Below are 20776 nucleotides of genomic sequence, written 5' to 3' on the forward strand. Positions count from 1 at the left end.
GATGCTGGCTCCCCTGATCGATGACAAACAAAAAATTTCGCTGATTGAAAACAGCGGCGTGCAGTTTCTGGATTTCGGCCTGCAACTCTCAGATACCCCGGCGCGCCGCCAGTTTGTGCGCCAGACCGCCAACGGCCCGCTGCTGCGCCTGAACGTCGATGGCAACAGCGGTAAGTTCCTGCTCTATCCGGAAGATGGCGGCGCTGCGGAAGTGGTGCGCCCGGAGTCTGATATCGCGCTGGCGGACTCGCTCTCTCTGCTGTCAGCCTGCTGGCTGCCGCTGCCGATGCTGCGCTGTGCCAGCGGACGTCGTTTTATCGGCGGTCCTGAAAACTGGGCGCGGATGCGTCTGGTTGCGCTGCCCGCGCCCGATGCAGCGGGCAATACCCATCGCGTCAGCCTGGCCTTTGATACCCGCTGCGTAGCGGAACAGGATGGCGGTGAACAGCTCGGCCTCAGCCCGGCTGATGCACAGAACGGTGTGACCTTTGCGCTCGCCTGGCACAACTACGAGCTGGGTGATTTTCTTGACCTGACCTGGGTTGACGGCTGGCTGCGCGAATCCTTTACCGACCGCGTCTCCGATCGCCGCGAACAGGCGATTAATCAGGCGCTGCGCGAGTTTGAGTATCAGGCGCACTACCTCAATCTGCTGGAACTGCTGGGCGAACAGCTCGACCTCAGCGAGATCCATATTCAGGCTGCCACGCTGCAGACCCCGGCGGTCAACGTCGATATCATTCTGGATGTCGGTAACTCCCATACCTGCGGCATTCTGGTGGAAGATCACCCTGAAGAGAGCAACGGCCTGAAGCAGACCTATGAGCTGCAGCTGCGTGATCTGTCGCAGCCGCATCAGGTTTACAACGAGCTGTTTGACAGCCGTCTGGAGTTTGCCGAGACCCGTTTTGGCAAAGCGAACTTCTCGCTGGAGAGCGGTCGTGAGCAGGCCTTTATGTGGCCTTCTCTGACCCGCGTCGGCCGTGAAGCGAGCCGTCTGGCACTGCAGCGTGTGGGACTGGAAGGCAGCACCGGCCTCTCCAGCCCGCGTCGTTATCTGTGGGATGAGGCGCGCTATCAGCCAGGCTGGCGTTTTAACACGCCCGGCGAACAGACTGAACCGCTGGCCTATGCCGCGCCCTTTACCACCCTGCTCAACGACGAAGGCCAGCCGCTCTCGACGCTGGCACCCGACGATCGTCTGCCGGTCTTTTCTCCGCACTACAGCCGCAGTTCGCTGATGACCTTTATGCTGTGTGAGCTGCTGGCTCAGGCGCTGATGCAGATGAACAGCGCGGCACAGCGTCAGCGGATGCCACAGAGCCACGCGCCACGTCAGCTGCGCCATGTGATCCTGACGCTGCCGTCAGCGATGCCGAAGCCGGAGCGTGAAATTTTCCGCCGCCGGATGCAGGAAGCGCTGGCGCTGGTCTGGAAAGCGGAAGGCTGGCTGGCTGACGAAGATGACCTTTCACCAGCACTGCCACGTCAGAACCCGAAACCGCTGCCGGATGTGCAGATGGAGTGGGATGAAGCGACCTGTGGTCAGATGGTCTGGCTGTTTAATGAAACCCAGGTCAACTTTGCCGGTCGCGCCGAAGACTTTTTCAGCAGCATGGCCCGTCCGGATCGCCCGCGCGATGCTGACGAACTGCCAGGCAAGAGCCTGCGCATCGCCTCGATTGATATCGGCGGCGGCACTACTGACCTCGCCATCACCCAGTATCGTCTGGATGATGGTCAGGGCAACAACGTCAAAATCACGCCGCGACTGCTGTTCCGCGAAGGCTTTAAAGTCGCGGGCGACGATATCCTGCTGGATGTGATTCAGCTGTGGATTTTACCGGCGCTGCAGCAGCATCTGCAGAAAGCGGGCCTGACGCTGGCGGAACCGCTGATGAACAAGCTGTTTGGTCACGACAGCCGCATGGACGGTCAGGCCACGCTGCGTCAGCAGATCACCTTACAACTGTTTATTCCGCTGGCGCAGGCGGTACTGGAACGCTACGAAAACTGGGATCCGCTGGAGAGCCACGCGGAGATCAACGCACTGTTTGGCGAGCTGGTCGATCAGCCGCCGGGCGAAGCGGTACTGGCCTTCGTCAACGGCGAGATTCAGCGCGAGCTGGGCGGTAACAGCCGCTTTGACCTGCTGCAGGTACCGCTGGTGGTGAGCCTGTCACAGCTGCACGGTGAATTTATGCAGCACCGGATGGCGATTATCCCGGCGCTGCGTTCAATGTGTGAAGTGGTGTCGCTCTATCAGTGTGACGTGCTGCTGCTGACCGGTCGCCCGTCGCGCTTCCCGGGCATTCAGGCGCTGGTGCGTCATCTGCAACCGCTGCCGGGCAGCCGTATACTGTCGCTGGAAGGCTATCACACCAGCGACTGGTATCCGTTTAACAAACATGGCCGCATCGACAACCCGAAATCGACCGCGGCGGTCGGCGCGATGCTCTGCCTGCTGGCGCTGGATCTACGCCTCAGCAGCTTCTGGTTCCGCGCAGGCGATTTTGAACCCTACTCGACGATTCGCTATCTTGGCATGCTCGACGAAAACCAGGCGCTGACGGACGAGAACCTCTGCTACAGCGAAATTGACCTCGACGATCCCGGCTATGTGCTGGATAAAAAGCGCAGTTTCCGTATTCGCGGCAACGTCTGTCTCGGCTTCCGCCAGCTTGATAACGATCGCTGGCCCGCCTCGCCGCTCTATAGCCTGACGCTGAACGACGCCACCCTGGCGCGTAAAGTGGCCGGTGAGAGCGTGCTGCGCATCCGGCTGGCGGTAAAAGCCGGACCCGACGCGTCCGGCCCGGAAAGTCTGGTGCTGAGCGATGCCCGTCTGGATGATGGCACCCGCGTGCCGCTGGAGCAGTTGAGTCTTAAGCTGAATACCCTGTCGGCGACCGGCAATGCCAATGCGCAATACTGGATTGACAGCGGGAGCGTGTGTAAACGATGAAAGCCCTGAAACCCCGTCAGCCGCAAACGCTGGCAAAACGTCTTGGCCTGTTGCAGGACGCCCTGAATAACAGTCTGGCCTGGATTGAGAGCAGCCGTGAGCAGTCGCCGCGTCTGGCGCTGGAAGCAGAAACCCTGACGCTGCAACTGCGCCAGGCGCGCGTGCAGACTCAGGCGCTGGCGCAACAGGTGGCGCGTCCGGTGACGCTGGCGCTGTTTGGCCAGTCGCAGGCGGGTAAAGCCTGGCTGCTGAACGAAATGGTGGCCGACGCACAGGGCCAGTTAGTGACCCGCATGGGCGATAAACTGCTGAACTGGTTTCAGCATATCAATCCCGGCAACCTCGATTTTGCTACCGCCACCCGTTTCAGCCATCAGCGCGAGCCGCTCTCAAACGAGTGGCCGGTTGAACTGACGCTGCTGAGTGAAGCGGAGATCGTACGGCTGATGGTCGCCTGTGCCGGCGCGACAACACCCGACACCGCACAGATCGACAGCGCACTGCAGCGCCTGCAGCGTCATCGTCTCGCCACGCCGCTGGCGGGTCTGGAAGGCGATGCGCTGGTAACACTCTGGTCCTGGTGCCGTCGTCGTGCGCACCACGATGCGCGGCTTGATCGTCATTTCTGGCCGCAGGCGGTTGAGCTGGCGCCCTGGCTCAGCGTTGACGACCGGGTACAGCTTTTTTCACTGCTGTGGCCTGGTCAGCCTGAACTGAATGAGATGCTGCGCACCCTGCTGCATCTGCGTCACCAGCTGCGTAACAGCAGCCGGGTGCTTGCTCCACTGAGCCTGCTGACCGACACATCACTGCTGCCGGCCGAGCAGCTGATTGTGCCAGCCAATGAGCAGGATCAGCAGCAGCTGGTGGAAGTCTGCCCGCTGAATGGTAACCGCATCGGTAAGGCGCAGAACGTGCCGCTGGGATTACTGGCGCTGCTGACGCTGGAAGTGCTGGTCCCGCTGAGTTCCACACCGCGAACCGCGCTCTATGATGATGCCGATATGCTGGAACTGCCCGCGCCAGGCCAGTCCGGTGACGCGGCAACCCAGGAAGATCGTCAGCGCCTGCAGCAGCAGGATCCGCTGCGTGCCCAACTGCTGGAACAGAAACGTGCCCTGCTGCCCGGTTTTTACGCCGCGCGTCAGGCAATTGATCTGCTGCTGGTCTGTACCGCAGCCAGCCAGCGTCAGGATGCCGACCTCGCCAGCGAAACGCTGCGCGAATGGCTGCGTCAGCAGCCCGCACAGGAATCTGCAGAGAAACCGCGCCTGATCTGGGCGATTACCCCTTTCGATGCCCGCCATCAGCAGGTCAATGTGGATGAAGCGGTGCAGCGTCAGATGGGACAGCCCGGTCAGCACTGGGGATCGATGCTGGCACTGGATCGCGCGGGCGTCGACCGCATGGCGAGCTGGTTGCAGGATGAGATGCAGCCGGAAGCCCGCCGCGACATGCTGCTGGCTCAGCTGGCGCAGATTCAGCACACTGTGGTGGAGCGGCGTTTATTGCCCTGGACCGAAGCGGGTGCCAGCCCGGAACAGGCGGCACGCAAACAGAATATCGCCGATACGCTACTGAAGTGTTTACAGCATCGGACCGGCCTGCATGGCGAGCTGCTGGAACGCCTGCAGCCGCCGCGTGAGGCGCTGCGTCAGCTGTGGCTCAATCAGTCCGCCTTACAAGGCAGCAAACCGGCCAGTATTCAGGCCCCGGAAAATCAGTTTGGCATCGGGTTTGAATTTGACCTGTTCAGTGAGAGCCCGGCTGAAGCGCCGGTTCAGCCGCGTCAGAGTCTGCAGAGCGCGCAGCACTATCCGCGTCAGGTGCTGCTGCTGTGGCTGGATCATCTGCGTCAGCTGCCGGAAAACCGCAGCCTGCTGGCGTTGCTGAACGTGGATAAGCCAACGATGGAGTGGCTGGTTGAAGAGCTGATCACGGCCGGATTCCGCACCGATATCACGCAAAAGCTGCAGCAGGCGCTGCATGAGCCCGATACGCAGAGCGTCAGCCATGAATCACGCGCGGATCGTCAGGTGACGCGGGCAATGACGGTGCTGGGGGATTTTGTGGCCTGGCTCGGCTTTTTACAGCGTCCTGAAAATGAACGCCCTGCCAGCCGCGTTAACCGGGGTCAGGTGATTTTCTCGCGGCCTCCGGCTCCCAGCGTCAGCTTCAGTTCCGGTCAGCGTCTGACCAGACTCTCTGCCGCCCCGGCCAACCACACGGCCTACTATATCTACGACTGGCTGGTGGGGCTGAACCAGGTCATCATTGAGAACAATGGTTACACTGGCGGCGGCGATCTGCCGCTGGCAGCACGCGAAGCGCTGGTTGCGCTGCTCAAGCCGCTACGCGCTTAATCAATGATCAGGCGCAGTTCGCCCTCCAGCGACTGCGCCGCCTCTTCCAGCAGCGCCAGCACCGGCGCTAAATCGGCCTGATGCGCGGCATAGTGCTGCAACCACATTGTCGCAGGCAGCGCCATCCCGCCCGTCAGCCAGTCCCATAACGCATCCAGATTATGTCCGAAGGTCTGCGGACAGCCGCTCTGCTCAGCAAACTGCTGATAAAACGCCGCGCGCGTGGTGAGCTGACGCAGGTCAAAGGTCAGATTAAGCATGATCAGGGCACCTGCCTGAAACTGCGGTAGTGATCGGTGGAGAGAAACACCAGCCCGTCAGAGGAGTAAACCAGGCGATCGGCGTCGCGATGCCCGCAGCGATAATTCACATCCGCTTCATACCACTGACGGCCCGCACGCGCGGGCAGACGCTTTTCACGGTTCGTAAAGCGATCGCCGCCAATGGCTCTGCCTGGCAACACGTCACACAGGTTGCCTTTGGCCGGATTCCAGCCACGCTTGCGCGCGTCGTTTTTGGTGAGGTAGTAGTCCGGCAGTTGCTGATGCTGCAGCACCCAGCGCGCCACGGTATGGGCGTCAGTCAGGGTGGCGATATCCGCCTGGGCAGGGGCTGAAACGGAATTCAGATAGGGTTTAAGGCCGTAGAAACAGGCCGCGAGGACGAGAAAAAGTCCAATCCAGAGTTTTTTTGACATGATGGCATCCGTGACGACAGGACGCAGATGATACCAGTTTTGCGAGCAGAGAAAAGCGCGGGCCAGACAAGCTGGCCCTGGCGAGGTTATGCTGCGTGTGAATCCCCGCTGTGCCGACGCCATGCACCCGGCGCGACGCCATACTGGCGTTTGAAGCTGCGGTTAAAGGATTGCTGGGAGTCGAAACCTAACGAGATAGCCACATTGAGAATCGGTTCATCAGTGCTGGTCAGGCGGTCGGCTGATTTCTTCAGCTTCTTAACCCGGATGTATTCACCCAGTGGATAACCGGTATGCTCTTTAAACATGCGCTGCAGGTGCCATTTGGAGTAGCCCGCGCGCTCTGAAACGGTATCCAGATCCAGACGTGCTTCGATGTTGTTATCAATCCAGTCGATTAAATCGTGAATAAAAGCATCACTCATCATTCCAGTCTCTCCTGTCGCCGTGGCGAAAAGTATTAGTATCAGTTGCAGTTACACTTAAGGGTGGCTGACTATGCCATTTAATGCAAGTTTTATTAGTACATTAAATGCCGCACTATTTGTGGGGTTTTAGCTAAGTTGTTCAGGCTTTCATCGCCCTGCCCTAAACCGCACATAAAGTGTATCTGTTATTCTTGCAGTTGCCAGCCACGCAAGCCTACACTCACCGCGATTAATTGCAATCTTAAAAGTTGCAAATATTGGCCTGCAGGCCGCCTGTTTATATCTATCGCGGAATAACAACAATGATTACGAACCGGGTTCGTCAGGGTTTAACCCTCTTAGGGATGGTACTGCTCATCACGCAACTGAGCGGCTGCGATAAAGGTGTGGCGCAAAACGCCGCTCCCCCGCCGCCTGAAGTGAGTGCCGCACCCGTGCTGATCAAACCGGTCAGTCAGTGGGATAATTTCAATGGCCGGGTTGAAGCGGTGCAGAGCGTGCAGTTGCGTCCGCGCGTCTCTGGCTACATTGATGCCGTTAACTATCGTGAAGGCGATGAGGTTAGAAAAGGTCAGGTACTGTTTACCATTGATGACCGGAGTTACCGCGCGGCGCTGGAGCAGGCCAAAGCGGAACTGGCCCGGGCGCGCAGTCAGGCGAGTCTGGCCCGCAGCGAATCGGGCCGCAGCGAGAAGCTGATCGGCACGCAGGCGATTTCCCGCGAAGCGTGGGAGCAGCGTCGTTCTGCCGCCAGCCAGGCGCAGGCGGATGTGCTGGCCGCAGAGGCCGCGGTCGATATGGCGCAGCTGAACCTCGACTTTACCCGCGTTACCGCGCCGATTGATGGTCGCGCCAGCCGGGCGATGATCACCGCCGGTAACCTGGTGACCGCCGGCGACAGCGCCAGTGTGTTAACCACGCTGGTGTCGCAGCAGCAGATGTATGTCTATTTCGATGTCGATGAGAACACCTTCCTGAACTATCAGGCGATGGCGCGTCAGGGCCAGCAGCGCCATGCGCTGCCGGTTGAGATTGCGCTGGTCGGCGAACAGGGTTTCCCGCACCAGGGCAAAATTGACTTTCTGGATAACCAGCTGACCGCCAGCACCGGCACCATTCGTATGCGCGCCCTGCTCGACAATCAACAGCGTCAGTTTACGCCTGGCCTGTTTGCCCGCGTGCGTCTGCCCGGCAGCGCGCAGTTCGAGGCGGTGCTGATCGATGATAAAGCGGTATTGACCGACCAGGATCGCAAATATGTCTACGTGGTGGATGGCGAAGGTAAAGCGCAGCGGCGCGATATCCAGCCTGGCGCGATGGTGGATGGTTTGCGCATCGTTAAATCGGGTCTGCAATCCGGCGACAAGGTCATCATCGCCGGTCTGCAAAAAGTATTTATGCCCGGCATGCCGGTCACTGCTCAGCCGGTCGCCATGCGTGCGGCAGCCGCTCAATAACCCGAGGCCGCTATGGACTTTTCCCGCTTTTTTATCGACCGGCCCATTTTTGCTGCGGTGCTGTCGATCCTGATTTTTGTGACCGGGGTGATTGCCATCCCGCTGCTGCCAGTCAGTGAATATCCCGACGTGGTGCCACCCAGCGTGCAGGTGCGCGCCGAGTATCCAGGCGCTAACCCGAAAGTGATTGCGGATTCCGTGGCGACGCCACTGGAAGAGGCAATCAACGGCGTCGAAAACATGATGTACATGAAGTCAGTAGCCGGTTCTGACGGCGTGCTGGTGACCACCGTCACCTTCCGTCCAGGCACCGATCCTGATCAGGCGCAGGTACAGGTGCAGAACCGCGTAGCGCAGGCGGAAGCCCGTCTGCCGGAAGATGTTCGTCGGCTGGGGATCACCACCCAGAAGATGTCGCCGACCCTGACGCTGGTCGTCCACATGTTCTCACCGAACAATACCTACGATTCGCTCTACCTGCGTAACTACGCCACCCTCAAGGTGAAAGATGAGCTCGCCCGGCTGCCGGGTGTCGGTCAGATTCAGATTTTCGGCGCAGGCGAGTATGCGATGCGCGTCTGGCTTGATCCTAATAAAGTGGCGGCGCGTGGTCTGACCGCCTCTGACGTAGTGACGGCGATGCAGGAGCAGAACGTGCAGGTCTCTGCCGGTCAGCTGGGTGCCGAGCCGCTGAAAAAACAGAGCGATTTTCTGCTGTCAATCAACACCCAGGGACGACTGGAGAGCGAGCAGCAGTTTGGCGATATCATCCTGAAAACCTCGGAAGATGGTTCGCTGGTGCGGCTGCGTGACGTGGCGCGGATTGAGATGGGCTCGGGAAGCTATGCCCTGCGCTCGCAGCTGAATAACAAAGATGCGGTCGGTATCGGCATCTTCCAGGCGCCTGGCGCCAACGCCATCGACCTCTCCAATGCGGTTCGCGCCAAAATGGATGAGCTGGCGACCCGCTTCCCCAATGACGTGAAATGGGCCGCGCCTTACGATCCGACGGTATTTGTCCGCGACTCGATTAAAGCCGTGGTGCAGACCCTGCTGGAAGCGGTCATTCTGGTCGTGCTGGTGGTGATTCTGTTCCTGCAGACCTGGCGCGCCTCCATCATTCCCCTGCTGGCGGTGCCGGTTTCGATAGTCGGTACCTTTAGCGTGCTCTATCTGCTTGGCTTCTCGCTGAATACGCTGAGCCTGTTCGGGCTGGTGCTGGCGATTGGTATCGTGGTGGATGACGCCATTGTGGTGGTGGAGAACGTCGAACGTAACATTGAGATGGGGCTGTCGCCGCGCGCCGCTGCGCATCAGGCGATGCGTGAGGTCTCCGGGCCGATCATCGCCATTGCGCTGGTGCTGTGCGCGGTGTTTGTGCCGATGGCGTTTCTCTCTGGCGTCACCGGGCAGTTCTACAAGCAGTTCGCCACTACCATCGCCATCTCTACAGTGATCTCTGCTATTAACTCGCTGACACTCTCGCCTGCGCTGGCGGCGATGCTGCTGAAAGATCATCACGCGCCGAAAGACCGGCTGACGCGGATCATTGATGCGCTGTGTGGCTGGCTATTCCGGCCGTTTAACCGCTTCTTCCAGCGCAGTGCCCATGGTTATGAATCGCTGGTGGGCCGTACGCTGCGTCGCCGTGGCGCCGTGTTTGGCGTCTATATTCTGCTGCTGGCGGGTGCCGGATTTATGTTCCACACCGTTCCAGGTGGATTTATTCCGACGCAGGATAAGCTCTACCTGATTGGTGGCGTGAAGATGCCGGAAGGTTCCTCTCTGGCGCGCACGGATGCTGTGATTCGTAAGATGAGCGAAATCGGTATGCAGACCGAAGGCGTCGCCTATGCGGTAGCGTTCCCTGGCCTGAATGCATTGCAGTTCACCAATACCCCGAACAGCGGCACGGTGTTCTTCGGCCTGAAGCCGTTTAATGAGCGCAAACATACGGCGGCGGAGATCAACGCTGAGATCAATGCGAAGATCGCTCAAATCCAGCAGGGCTTTGGCTTCTCGATTATGCCCCCGCCGATTCTGGGGCTGGGCCAGGGCTCGGGCTATTCGCTCTATGTGCAGGACCGCGCGGGTCTGGGTTATGGCGCACTGCAGACGGCGATTAATACGCTGTCAGGCAGCATCATGCAGACGCCAGGGATGCACTTCCCCATCTCCTCTTATCAGGCCAACGTTCCGCAGCTTGATGTGAAGGTAGACCGGGATAAAGCCAAAGCGCAGGGAGTATCGCTGACCGCGCTGTTCAGCACGCTCCAGACCTATCTCGGCTCGTCGTATGTGAATGACTTTAACCGCTTTGGCCGCACCTGGCGGGTGATGGCGCAGGCTGACGGGGATTTCCGCGACAGCATCGAAGATATCGCTAACCTGCGTACCCGAAACGATCGCGGTGAGATGGTGCCGATTGGCAGCATGGTCAACATTACCACCACCTACGGTCCCGACCCGGTGATCCGCTATAACGGCTATCCGGCGGCGGATTTGATTGGTGATGCCGACCCACGCGTGCTCTCCTCGGCGCAGGCGATGAGTCAGCTCGAAGCGATGTCCGGTCAGCTATTGCCAAACGGCATGAACATCGAGTGGACCGATCTGAGTTATCAGCAGTCAACGCAGGGCAATACCGCGCTGATTGTCTTCCCGATGGCCGTGTTGCTGGCGTTCCTGGTGCTGGCCGCGCTGTATGAGAGCTGGACGCTGCCGCTGGCAGTGATCCTGATTGTGCCGATGACCATGCTCTCTGCGCTGTTTGGCGTCTGGCTGACTGGCGGTGACAACAACGTCTTCGTGCAGGTCGGACTGGTGGTGCTGATGGGGCTGGCCTGTAAGAACGCGATTCTGATCGTCGAGTTTGCGCGAGAGCTGGAGATTCAGGGCAAAGGGATTGTGGAAGCGGCGCTGGAAGCGTGTCGCCTGCGTCTGCGTCCGATTGTAATGACCTCCATCGCCTTTATCGCCGGTACAATACCGTTGATTCTGGGTGAAGGCGCGGGTGCAGAGGTCCGTGGCGTTACCGGTATTACGGTCTTCTCCGGCATGCTCGGCGTGACGCTGTTCGGCCTGTTCCTGACGCCGGTGTTCTACGTCGCACTGCGCAAGCTGGTGACGCGCCGGTCAGGTAGTGCATCGTCCGTGACGGCGTAAACCGTAAAAGTTAAAAGGGGCGACCATATGATCGCCCCTTTTTTTGCCTGTGATTCACTGATTCCAGCAGACCCCACCTTGCAGGTTAGCGCCGCTTCAATCTTTCATTCAACGTTTCAATGATAAACGCATTCAGCGAGGTTTCATTGATCATGGCGGGTTGCCCGGCGACATTAGCCAGATCTGAATTATTACTCATCTTTGACCTCCAGCGTTCTGCTTGCGGGCAGATGATCAGGTACGAATTTCAATCCGGGCTTTGCGTCCCAGCTGAGCCAGCGCCAGCTCCACATTTTCGACTTTCGATGAGTGCTCTACATCCAGTAGTCGATCAACCTGTGGGCCATTCACGCCCAGCTGACGTGCCAGATCGACTTTACGGGTGCCGGTTTCAATCATTGCGTTGTAAAGTGCCGCTTTCATTGCCACCAGTACAGGCACAGAGACAATGTACTCTCCTTCCAGCGGTTTACTGGCAACCGGAATCGGACGACGCGTATCCATCTCGAGAGAGATTGCCGTCACCAGTCCATCTTCGGCTTCTGCAAGTGCTTCCTCAACGGTGTCACCGACGGAATGCAGTAACGGCAAATCACGACACGAGACCTCATAGGTATCGGTTTTGGCGTCATGAGTTAATCTGACGGCATAATTAAACATAGAGTTACCTCTCTGATCGGGCTCACAGGCCCAGATCTTTTAAAATTTTTCTGCGCGTACCTTCAGGCATTTCTTTTGCTCCGTGATCCGGAAAAATGGATTGCCTGTCGCCCAGGAAGACCTTGAAATGGCTGCTTCCACTGCGGTGCTTAGTCAAAATAGCGCCCTGCTGAATGAGCCAGCGTCTGAATTCACTGTACTTCATCGCGTTCCCTCGCTGTGTATAACAGCAAGAATAACATTGGTGATAATCAATACAACATTAATGTTGTGATGGATGCTGAATTTTCAAATGTTTATCAGATTCAGCGTGATAACCGACCCCAGGAAAGTGAGTTATTGGCTTATGGCAGATTTAAGGCAGGAAGTTAGTGACCAGCAGGCATAAAAAAAGCCGCTAATCAGCGGCTTTTTTTGCAGAGATCATCAATCTCTTCGGGTTCAGGTTCCGGCACGGCGGTGCAGTTGCTGGTGTCGCGTTTCTTCAGTTCGTTCAGTGCGTCTGCCACGGTGCGTTTTGCCAGCACATCCAGCGACGCCTGCTCGGCTTCATCGGCTATCGACTTGAAGTACCAGCAGAGGTTGGCACTGACCAGACAGCGCGGCGCGACGTCAGGACGCGCGGCCCAGATTTTTTTGTCTTCGATCACGGAGACATAGATATCCCGCAGGGTAATTTCCGCAGCAGGACGGCCCAGATGAATCGAACCGGTACGGCCCAGCGTGGAGACGATAATGCCGTCACGGGTCAGCGGGACCATTAATTTTCGTATGAAACTGGGATTCGCTTCCAGCCCGTAGGCCAGAATCGCGCTGGTAGAGCGTTTTCCCATTTGCTCCGCCATCGCTACGCTCAGAACCATTTGCAAAGCTGTCGGGAAGCGGTAATCAAGCATTTCTTTATCCTGAGTTGCGGTGCATCTTATTGTTTTATTGCCGCATAAGTGAACAATCAATGAGCAATAAATATAACAAACACTGTTGCTTTTTTGAAGCAAACCGGCGGTGACAAGGCACGTATTCACCAAAGGCTGAGGCCCGATAGCACAAGGTGCTTAGCCTGCTAACGGCCCTCTTCCTGCGGAGCAAGGAGAACCGTTCCGTTATGCCGTGGTGGCCGCTGTCGCCGGTAATCGCTGCTTCAGCGCCATAACCAGTACCACGTTAAAGATTGCCAGGGCGCAAAGCAACCACAGCGTCGCCGATGCTCCCATCTTTTCAAACACATATCCACCTATCAGCGGCGTCAGTGCCTGCCCCATCAACGCCGGGCGGGCCATTTTACCCACCACAATCGCATAGGACTCTGGTTTGACCATCGCCAGCGGTAAAGTTCCCCGCACGATGGCACGTAAGCCATTTCCTGCGCCATACAACACCATGCTCAGCAACGCCATCTGCGGAAACAGTGCCAGCAACAGCAAGCCCAGTGCCACCAGCCCGACGGAAAAAAAGGTGGTGCGGATGGGATGACTGCGTTTAAAGGCGATATCGACGAGTCGGGATCCCACCTGACACGGGCCAAGTACGGCGCTGATCGCCAGCGACGAGGTCAGCGTATGACCACTCGCCTGCAACAAAGCGATAAGCTGCACGGAAATAGCCGTCATGATCACGGACGCCAGGGTAAAGATGGCACACAGTAGCCAGAACAGCGCAGGCGCAATCTCCGCCGTGCCAGGCTGCGGACTCAGTCGTTTCACCGGCCGCTTAGCATGACTGTCGGGTAAGGCAAACAGATAGGCGGGCAGCACGCAGACGACCATCAGTGCCGCAATTATCAGCGACGCGTTTCGCCAGCCGAATCCGTGGATTAACAACGCCGTTCCCGGCCAGACCAGCGTGGTGCAGAAGCCAGATATCAGGGTGATACCGGTGATCGCTACACGCGCCTGACCGCCATAGCAGGTGCCGAGCGTGGCAAACAGTGCGTCATAAAGGCCCATCGCCATACCGATGCCAATAATTACCCAGGCAAACAGAAACAGCGGCAGAGAGTGGCTATAAGCCATGATCACCAGCCCTACCGCCATCACCATGCCACTCAGTGCCAGCAACAGGCGGCCACCGGTGCGGGCGATAATCCTGCCTGCCAGCGGTGACAGCAGGCCCGATACCAGAATCCCGGTCGAGAGCGCGCCATAAATCCACTGCTGTGACCAGCCTGTCTCAGCCGCAATCGGATTCGCCATCACCGCCATCAGGTAGAACGACCCGCCCCATGACAGGATCTGCACCCAGCCCAGGGTAATAATGGCGGCGATGCCGGGTTTGTTGTTCTGATTCACAGGCAATCTCCTGGTTAGCAGGCGAACCGTTTTTATAACATGTTCTGTGATAAGCCAAAATGCGTGATGCCCTTTTGACTGGATAGCTATGCAGGCCGCACGATTGTGAGTACAACTCTTTCAGTATGTTGTAACTATATGGCGCTTGCATCCTCGTCAGGCTTCTGCCACATTGTGGACGTTGTAACTATGGAGGCACAACATGACGCGCTACGACTTAGTGGCTGATATGCATCAATGTGTAAATGACCTGGAACTGGCGCTGGGTGAATTGCGTCAGCAGATTGAAGCGCAGCCTCTGCTGATCGCCCGCGTCTTCAGCCTGCCGCCGGTGGTTAAAGGCCGCGAACATGAAGCGATCACCCGGATTGCTGTCGAGCAGCATCTCGGGGAGAGCGCGTTAAAGATGGCGCTTGACCACTACTGCCGCCTGTTTATGCAGCATCAGTCAGAACAGCTGAGCACCAAGGCTGCCGTGCGCTTGCCTGGCGCACTCTGTATCGAATGCGACGCGCAGCAGGAGGCGGAGATCGGCGCACTGGTCGACGTCATCAATCAGCTGAAAGCACGGCTGGAGCAGCTGATTACGGTGGACTCAGGCCTGCCGAGTGAAGCGCGTTTTGAGTTCGTCCACCAGCATTTGCGCGGACTGATCACCCTGAATGCCTATCGCACTATCACCCTGCTGAGCGCACCGGATAGCCTGCGTTTCGGCTGGGCCAACAAGCACATTATCAAGAATCTCAAGCGTGAAGAGGTGATCGCCCAGCTGGAAAAAAGCCTGAAGTCGGGACGTGCAAAAGCGCCGTGGTCACGTGAACAGTGGGCGGAGAAAGTGCAGGAGGAGCTGGCAAGCGTGCGCGCCCTGCCCGCCTCGGCACGATTGAAAATCAAGCGCCCGGTGAAAGTTCAGCCGGTTGCACGCGTCTGGCGCGCGGATGAACAAAAACAGACTCAGCTGGCCTGTCCTTCACCGATTCTGGTTATCTGTCGCGATCGCAGCCAGGTTCCGGTTCTGGGTGAATTGCTTAACTACGATGCCGATAATATTAACCATCGTTATAAACCTGCTGCAGAACCGCTGAATCTTTTAATCCCCAGACTGCATCTGTGGGTCGATTGTCCGATATAAATAAAAAAGGCCAGCATTTGCTGGCCTCTGATTCACGCAAACCCTACGACTTCATGCTGCCGACCATCTCTTCCGGACGAACCCAGGCATCAAACTCCTCTTCGGTAAGATAACCCAGCTTCAGCGCCGAGCCTTTCAGCGTCAGCCCCTCTTTGTGCGCCTTCTTGGCAATTTCTGCCGCTTTGTCATAGCCAATATGGGTATTCAGCGCCGTCACCAGCATCAGCGATTCGTTAAGCAGTTGATCGATGCGCTCACGCACCGGCTCAATACCGACCGCGCAGTGATGATTAAAGCTGTCCATGCCATCCGCCAGCAGGCGAATCGATTGCAGGAAGTTATGGATTACCATCGGACGGAACACGTTAAGCTCAAAGTTACCGGATGCGCCGCCCATATTGATCGCCACATCGTTACCCATCACCTGACAGCAGAGCATGGTCATTGCTTCGCACTGGGTCGGGTTAACTTTACCCGGCATGATGGAGCTGCCTGGTTCATTTTCCGGGATGGCGATTTCGCCGATGCCGCAACGCGGGCCGGAAGAGAGCCAGCGCACGTCGTTCGCGATTTTCATCAGCGAGGCGGCCAGCCCTTTCAGCGCGCCATGCGCATGCACCAGCGCATCACAGGTTGCCAGCGCCTCAAACTTGTTTGGCGCAGTGACAAACGGCTGCTGCGTGAGATCGGCCAGCGCCTTCGCCACGCGCACCGCATATTCCGGATGGGTGTTCAGGCCGGTGCCTACTGCCGTGCCGCCCAGCGCCAGTTCCGCCACGTGCGGAATGCTCTGCTCAATATGCTTCAGGTTATGCTCCAGCATCGCCACCCAGCCGGAAATCTCCTGGCCCAGGGTCAGCGGCGTGGCATCCTGCAGGTGAGTACGGCCAATCTTGACGATATCTTTAAAGGCGTCGGACTTCTGGCTCAATGTCTTTTTCAGTACCTGAATCTGAGGGATCAGCTGTTCGCGCAAGGCGATAACGGCGGCAACGTGCATCGCCGTCGGGAAGACATCGTTGGAACTCTGGCTCTTGTTCACATCATCATTGGGATGAACCAGCCGCGCCATACCACGCTCGCCGCCGAGGATTTCACTGGCGCGGTTCGCCAGCACTTCATTCATGTTCATATTGGTCTGGGTCCCGGAACCGGTCTGCCAGATCGCCAGCGGGAATTCATCCGCATGCTTGTCAGCCAGCACCTCATCGGCCGCGCTGACAATCGCCTCGGCGCGGTCAGCGGGCAGCAGTCCCAGATCGCGGTTAACGCTGGCCGCGGCGCGCTTGGTCAGTGCCAGCGCATGCACCAGCGCGGTCGGCATTTTTTCGGTTGAGATGCGGAAGTGTTCCAGTGAGCGCTGTGTCTGCGCGCCCCACAGTTTGTCTGCCGGTACGTCGATGGGGCCCATTGAATCTTTCTCTATGCGATTGGCTGCCATGAATACGTCTCCTTCATCTGGTTTTTAAAAGAATGACCGCCCGGTACGTCATTACGATCGACTGCCGGGCGGTCAGGATAGTAATACACAATAATTTAACATTATCAGAGCTTAGCGTCCTTTTGCGCTGGAGATGTATTTTTACCGGCAGTTTCTGCTTTAATACTGGCAATAATTTCCCGTGATAAAGGGTTATACAATGCAAAAAATGAACAATACGCTGCAAAACTACGCATGGGGCAGCAAAACTGCGTTGACTGAGCTTTACGGAATCGCCAATCCACAGGGACTGCCGATGGCGGAACTCTGGATGGGCGCACATCCGAAAAGCCCCTCCACCGTGATTGACCAGGGCAGCGAGCGTTCGCTGCGTGACGTGATTGATGCCGCGCCTGCCGCCATGCTGGGCGAAGCGGTGGCACAGCGTTTTGGTGAACTGCCCTTCCTGTTCAAAGTGTTGTCTGCCGATCAGCCGCTGTCGATTCAGGTCCATCCCAGCAAACGCGCGGCCGAAGTGGGCTTTGCCCGTGAGAATGCGGCGGGTATTCCGCTGACGGCTTCTGAGCGTAATTATAAAGATGCCAACCACAAGCCGGAGCTGGTCTACGCGCTGACGCCCTTCCAGGCGATGAATGGCTTTCGCACCCTGACGGAGATGGTCTCACTGCTGGAGCCGGTTGCGGGCGCACATCCACAGATAGCCCATTTTCTGCAGCATCCCGATCAGGATACGCTGGCCGCGCTCTTCTCTACCCTGCTGTCACTGGAGGGTGAGGCGAAATCGCTGGCGCTGGGCATCCTGAAATCCGCGGTTGATGCACAACAGGGTGAGCCGTGGCAGACCATTCGCATGATTGCGGCAGAGTATCCTGACGACAGCGGCCTGTTTTCGCCGTTGCTGCTGAACGTAATCACGCTGCAACCGGGCGAGGCGATGTTCCTCTACGCGGAGACCCCGCACGCTTATCTGAAAGGCGTGGCGCTGGAGGTGATGGCAAACTCTGATAACGTGTTGCGGGCCGGTTTAACCCCGAAATATATCGATATCGCCGAGCTGATGGCGAACCTGAAGTTTGAAGAGAAGCCTGCCAGCACCCTGCTGACTGAGCCGGAGCAACAGGGCAACGCGCTGCGCTTCCCGATTCCGGTGGAGGATTTTGCCTTTGCCATTCATACCCTGAACGCAGAGCCACAGCCGCTGGCGCAGCAGAGCGCCGCAGTGCTGTTCTGCATTGAAGGCCAGACGGTGATCGCCAAAGGCGAGCAGCAGGTAACGCTGAAACCAGGTGAATCCTGCTTCATTGCCGCCAGCGAATCCCCCGTAACGGTCGCAGGCACGGGCCGACTGGCGCGGGTATTTAACGACTTAGGGTGAAGCGGCTGACGGAGTGCCTGTTAACTGCTATTATTTCAACCTATTAGCTTTTAAACGCCTGCGGGCGTTTTTCTTCAGTCGCTGGGGTAAACCTGCGGCATAAGCGGACTCAAGGATAAGGACGAATCAGCAATGAAAAAGACCAATGTTGCCGTAGGTGTCATCATCGCACTGGGCGTAGTCTGGACTGGCGCGGCATGGTTCACCGGCAAGCAGATTGAAAGCCACAGGGATGAGCTGGTGCAGAACGCCAATGCCCAGCTGAATGCTTATGCCCCTAACAGCCGACTGAAGATCAGCTATCAGGACTATCAGCGCGGCGTGTTCAGCAGCAAAGTGAATCTGGTGATTCAGGCCAACTCGCAGACGGAAGATAATCCCCTGCTGAAACCAGGCCAGAGCATCATCCTGAACGAAACCATCGATCATGGCCCTTTCCCGTTTGCTCAGCTTAAGCATTTCAATCTGATCCCGAGCATGGCGTCGGTTCATACCGAACTGGCTAACACCGATGCGGTGAAAAAGCTGTTTGAGCTGACCGGCAACAAGTCGCTGATTAACGCCGATACCCGTATCGGCTACAGCGGTGCCACCGATACGGCGCTGCGCGTTCTGCCGGTTGATTATCAGAATGCGCAAAGCGGCGAGCGTCTTGCCACCAATGGGGGCACCTTCAACGTCAGCGCGGATAACAAAGGCGACAAAGTGTCGCTGGACAGTGACGTTGATAGCCTCGCGCTGACCAGTAAAAATGAGATGGGCCAGCCGGTGCTGTTCACCATTAATGGTCTGAAGCTGAGCGGTAACACCCATCTCAGCCCGGAAGGCGTGCGTATTGGTGACCAGTCAGTGGATATTGAGAAGGTCAACGCCAGCATCAATGGTCAGGACGCCCTGACGCTGCACAAAATGAAAGGCACCTCCTCTTTCGATAACAGCGCCGGTAAGATTGGCGGCAATATCGACTACAAAGTTGAAGGCATTCAGCTGCAGAAGCAGGATTTTGGTCAGGCAGCGCTGAAGATGAAACTGTCACAGTTTGATGCGCAGGCGGTAAAAGCCTTCTCCGATCGTTACAACGCGCAGATGCAGGAACTGCTGAGCCAGCCTGGCGTCGCGGAAGATCCTATCCGCTACCAGGCGGGTGTGCATCAGATTCTGATGAGCAATCTGCCGATGCTGCTGAAGGGCTCACCTGCGATCAGTATCGCCCCGCTGAGCTGGAAAAATGATAAAGGTGAAAGTACCTTTAACCTGAACGCAAATTTCAACGATCCCTCTGCGGTGACCGGCGAAGCCCAGACACTCAGCGCCATGGTTGATCGGGTACTGAAGAGCCTGGACAGCAAGCTGGTCATCAATATGCCAATGGCGACCGAAACCATGCATAAAGTGGGACTGGCTGAAGGATATCAGGCCGATGACGCACAGAAGCTGGCAGATCAGCAGGTGAAAGGACTGGCGGCGATGGGTCAGATGTTCCGCCTGACCCAGCAGCAGGATAACAATATCGTCACCAGCCTGCAGTATACCAACGGTCAGGTGAACATGAACGGCGACAAAATGACGCTGGAGCAGTTCCTCTCCCGCTATATGCTGGGTATGCCGACCAGCGAAGGGATGCCGCAGTAATTCTCTACTCTTCCTTCAAAGGCGACCTCCGGGTCGCCTTTTTTATGCCGAGCCGCGAATAACCAGCTGCGGCGGCATAATCACGTTCTGCCGGGCGGCATCCGGTTGCGCTATCCGTTGCAGGATACGCTCAGCTGCCACACGGCCAATCTCCCGGGCTGAACTGGTGACAAACGTCAGCGGCGGATCGGTCAGTTCCGCCTGCGGTTCATCGCCAAAGCCCATCAGAGCCAGCTGCTGATCGTAATAGCTGTCGACTGCACCCCGGGCGAATGTTCGCCCGGTGCGCAACAGCCCAAAATAGCATCCCAGCGCGGTAGTGGCGTTATAGGCCAGCACGGCAGTCAGCCGCGGATGGTGCTGAAACAGCTGTACCGCCGCATCAGCCGCCTCTTTTTGCGTGTTACCGCATTCAATAATCCATTCAGGCCGGAACGGCAGCCCATATTGCAGCAGGGTGGCGCAATAGCCGCCAAGACGTTCTGCCCGGGTCAGTGATGCGCTATGACCGCCCAGCCAGGCAATGCGCTGATGCCCCTGACGAATCAGGTATTCTGTGGCCAGACGCGCAGCCTGAGCATTATCGGGGCGGATAGCGTCTACCTCCTCCAGGCTACTGGCGCGCGCGGCACAGACTAAGGCCATATTCACCTCTCTGGCCCGCGTCACGATCTGGCTGGCCTTATCGGCACCGCCTCCCAGCACCACGCCATCCACTCCCTGAGCGACCAGTGACTCAAAGCAGCGATGCAGATGCTGTCCCTGGGCGCCGCTCTGCGTCAGGAACAGCAATTTGCCCTGCTTCTCCAGCGCCTCACTCAGACCTGCCGTCATTTCGGCATAAAATGGCTGGCTGAGATCGCGGACGATCAAGCCAATCACGCCACTCTCACCCCCGCGCAGCATGGTTGCCGAACGGTTACGCACGAAACCGAGTTGCTCAATGGCCTCGTTCACGCGCGCCATGGTGGCCGCAGAGATCCGTCCTTTGCCGGATAACACCAGCGATACCGTGGTCACCGACACGCCCGCCGCCGCCGCAACATCATTGATGGTGATTTTACTCATCAGATTACTCAACTGAACTACAGCATTAGAAAACAAGGTAAAACGTTACACCTTATGACGTCAGAATTATATCGTCCATGACCTGAAGAGTGTGATTCAGCGCGC

16 protein-coding genes are annotated in these 20776 nt (G+C 57.7%); 7 read left to right on the forward strand and 9 right to left on the reverse strand.

All coding sequences use genetic code 11. The annotated features are described in order from the left end of the window. Window position 1: 1 nt before the first annotated feature. On the forward strand, window positions 2-2965 hold the full coding sequence (locus LC417_RS03910) for a virulence factor SrfB (RefSeq protein ID WP_060680157.1): 2964 nt from the start codon (window positions 2-4) through the stop codon (window positions 2963-2965). Continuing rightward, complete coding sequence (locus tag LC417_RS03915; protein WP_223565516.1) at window positions 2962-5328, forward strand: virulence factor SrfC family protein; 2367 nt, start codon at window positions 2962-2964, stop codon at window positions 5326-5328. The genes LC417_RS03910 and LC417_RS03915 overlap by 4 nt, the downstream gene beginning before the upstream one ends. Here the strand turns inward: LC417_RS03915 and LC417_RS03920 are convergent. The 3 genes from LC417_RS03920 to LC417_RS03930 form a co-directional block, all read right to left on the reverse strand. Beyond that, window positions 5325-5588, reverse strand: a complete 264-nt coding sequence (locus tag LC417_RS03920) for a barstar family protein (RefSeq protein WP_010670099.1) — start codon at window positions 5586-5588, stop codon at window positions 5325-5327. The genes LC417_RS03915 and LC417_RS03920 overlap by 4 nt on opposite strands. Before the next feature lie 2 nt (window positions 5589-5590). Further along, the gene (locus LC417_RS03925; RefSeq protein WP_010670098.1) at window positions 5591-6025 is read right to left on the reverse strand and encodes a ribonuclease domain-containing protein; all 435 of its coding nucleotides are present in this window, start codon (window positions 6023-6025) and stop codon (window positions 5591-5593) included. Window positions 6026-6111: 86 nt separating this feature from the next. After that, window positions 6112-6453, reverse strand: a complete 342-nt coding sequence (locus LC417_RS03930; RefSeq protein WP_009090299.1) for a helix-turn-helix domain-containing protein — start codon at window positions 6451-6453, stop codon at window positions 6112-6114. Window positions 6454-6755: 302 nt separating this feature from the next. Between LC417_RS03930 and LC417_RS03935 the strand changes: the two genes are divergently transcribed. Then, a complete protein-coding gene (locus LC417_RS03935; protein ID WP_010245312.1) occupies window positions 6756-7910 on the forward strand; it encodes an efflux RND transporter periplasmic adaptor subunit in 1155 nt (384 codons plus the stop codon). Between the two features lie 12 nt (window positions 7911-7922). Then, a complete protein-coding gene (oqxB, locus tag LC417_RS03940; RefSeq protein WP_223565517.1) occupies window positions 7923-11075 on the forward strand; it encodes a multidrug efflux RND transporter permease subunit OqxB in 3153 nt (1050 codons plus the stop codon). A gap of 234 nt (window positions 11076-11309) precedes the next feature. On the opposite strand, the gene LC417_RS03945 is transcribed toward oqxB, so the two are convergent. The 4 genes from LC417_RS03945 to LC417_RS03960 all read right to left on the reverse strand — a co-directional run bounded on the left by LC417_RS03945 (window position 11310) and on the right by LC417_RS03960 (window position 14023). Further along, complete coding sequence (locus LC417_RS03945; protein ID WP_010245317.1) at window positions 11310-11735, reverse strand: type II toxin-antitoxin system HicB family antitoxin; 426 nt, start codon at window positions 11733-11735, stop codon at window positions 11310-11312. A gap of 22 nt (window positions 11736-11757) precedes the next feature. Beyond that, complete coding sequence (locus LC417_RS03950; RefSeq protein WP_010245321.1) at window positions 11758-11940, reverse strand: type II toxin-antitoxin system HicA family toxin; 183 nt, start codon at window positions 11938-11940, stop codon at window positions 11758-11760. A 196-nt stretch (window positions 11941-12136) separates the two neighbouring features. Then, entirely contained in the window at window positions 12137-12631 is a 495-nt protein-coding gene (locus tag LC417_RS03955) for an Rrf2 family transcriptional regulator (protein WP_010245324.1), read from the reverse strand. A gap of 207 nt (window positions 12632-12838) precedes the next feature. Continuing rightward, complete coding sequence (locus tag LC417_RS03960) at window positions 12839-14023, reverse strand: MFS transporter (RefSeq protein ID WP_223565518.1); 1185 nt, start codon at window positions 14021-14023, stop codon at window positions 12839-12841. Between the two features lie 202 nt (window positions 14024-14225). On the opposite strand from LC417_RS03960, the gene tus reads away from it, so the two are divergent. Next, window positions 14226-15155 carry a DNA replication terminus site-binding protein gene (tus, locus tag LC417_RS03965; protein WP_033757557.1) on the forward strand — a complete coding sequence of 310 codons (930 nt, stop codon included), beginning with the start codon at window positions 14226-14228 and terminating at the stop codon, window positions 15153-15155. Window positions 15156-15198: 43 nt separating this feature from the next. On the opposite strand, the gene fumC is transcribed toward tus, so the two are convergent. After that, window positions 15199-16596, reverse strand: a complete 1398-nt coding sequence (fumC, locus tag LC417_RS03970; protein ID WP_010245332.1) for a class II fumarate hydratase — start codon at window positions 16594-16596, stop codon at window positions 15199-15201. A 199-nt stretch (window positions 16597-16795) separates the two neighbouring features. On the opposite strand from fumC, the gene manA reads away from it, so the two are divergent. Continuing rightward, entirely contained in the window at window positions 16796-17971 is a 1176-nt protein-coding gene (gene manA / locus LC417_RS03975) for a mannose-6-phosphate isomerase (protein WP_223565519.1), read from the forward strand. A 132-nt stretch (window positions 17972-18103) separates the two neighbouring features. Beyond that, a complete protein-coding gene (locus LC417_RS03980) occupies window positions 18104-19603 on the forward strand; it encodes a YdgA family protein (RefSeq protein ID WP_010245343.1) in 1500 nt (499 codons plus the stop codon). A gap of 42 nt (window positions 19604-19645) precedes the next feature. Here the strand turns inward: LC417_RS03980 and malI are convergent, their stop codons facing one another. Further along, window positions 19646-20671: a Mal regulon transcriptional regulator MalI gene (malI, locus tag LC417_RS03985; RefSeq protein WP_033779241.1), complete on the reverse strand. Its 1026-nt coding sequence runs from the start codon at window positions 20669-20671 to the stop codon at window positions 19646-19648. Window positions 20672-20776: the final 105 nt, after the last annotated feature.

The organism is Pantoea sp. OVA07A (genome assembly GCF_019969975.1).
GTDB classification, from domain to species: Bacteria; Pseudomonadota; Gammaproteobacteria; order Enterobacterales; family Enterobacteriaceae; genus Pantoea; species Pantoea agglomerans.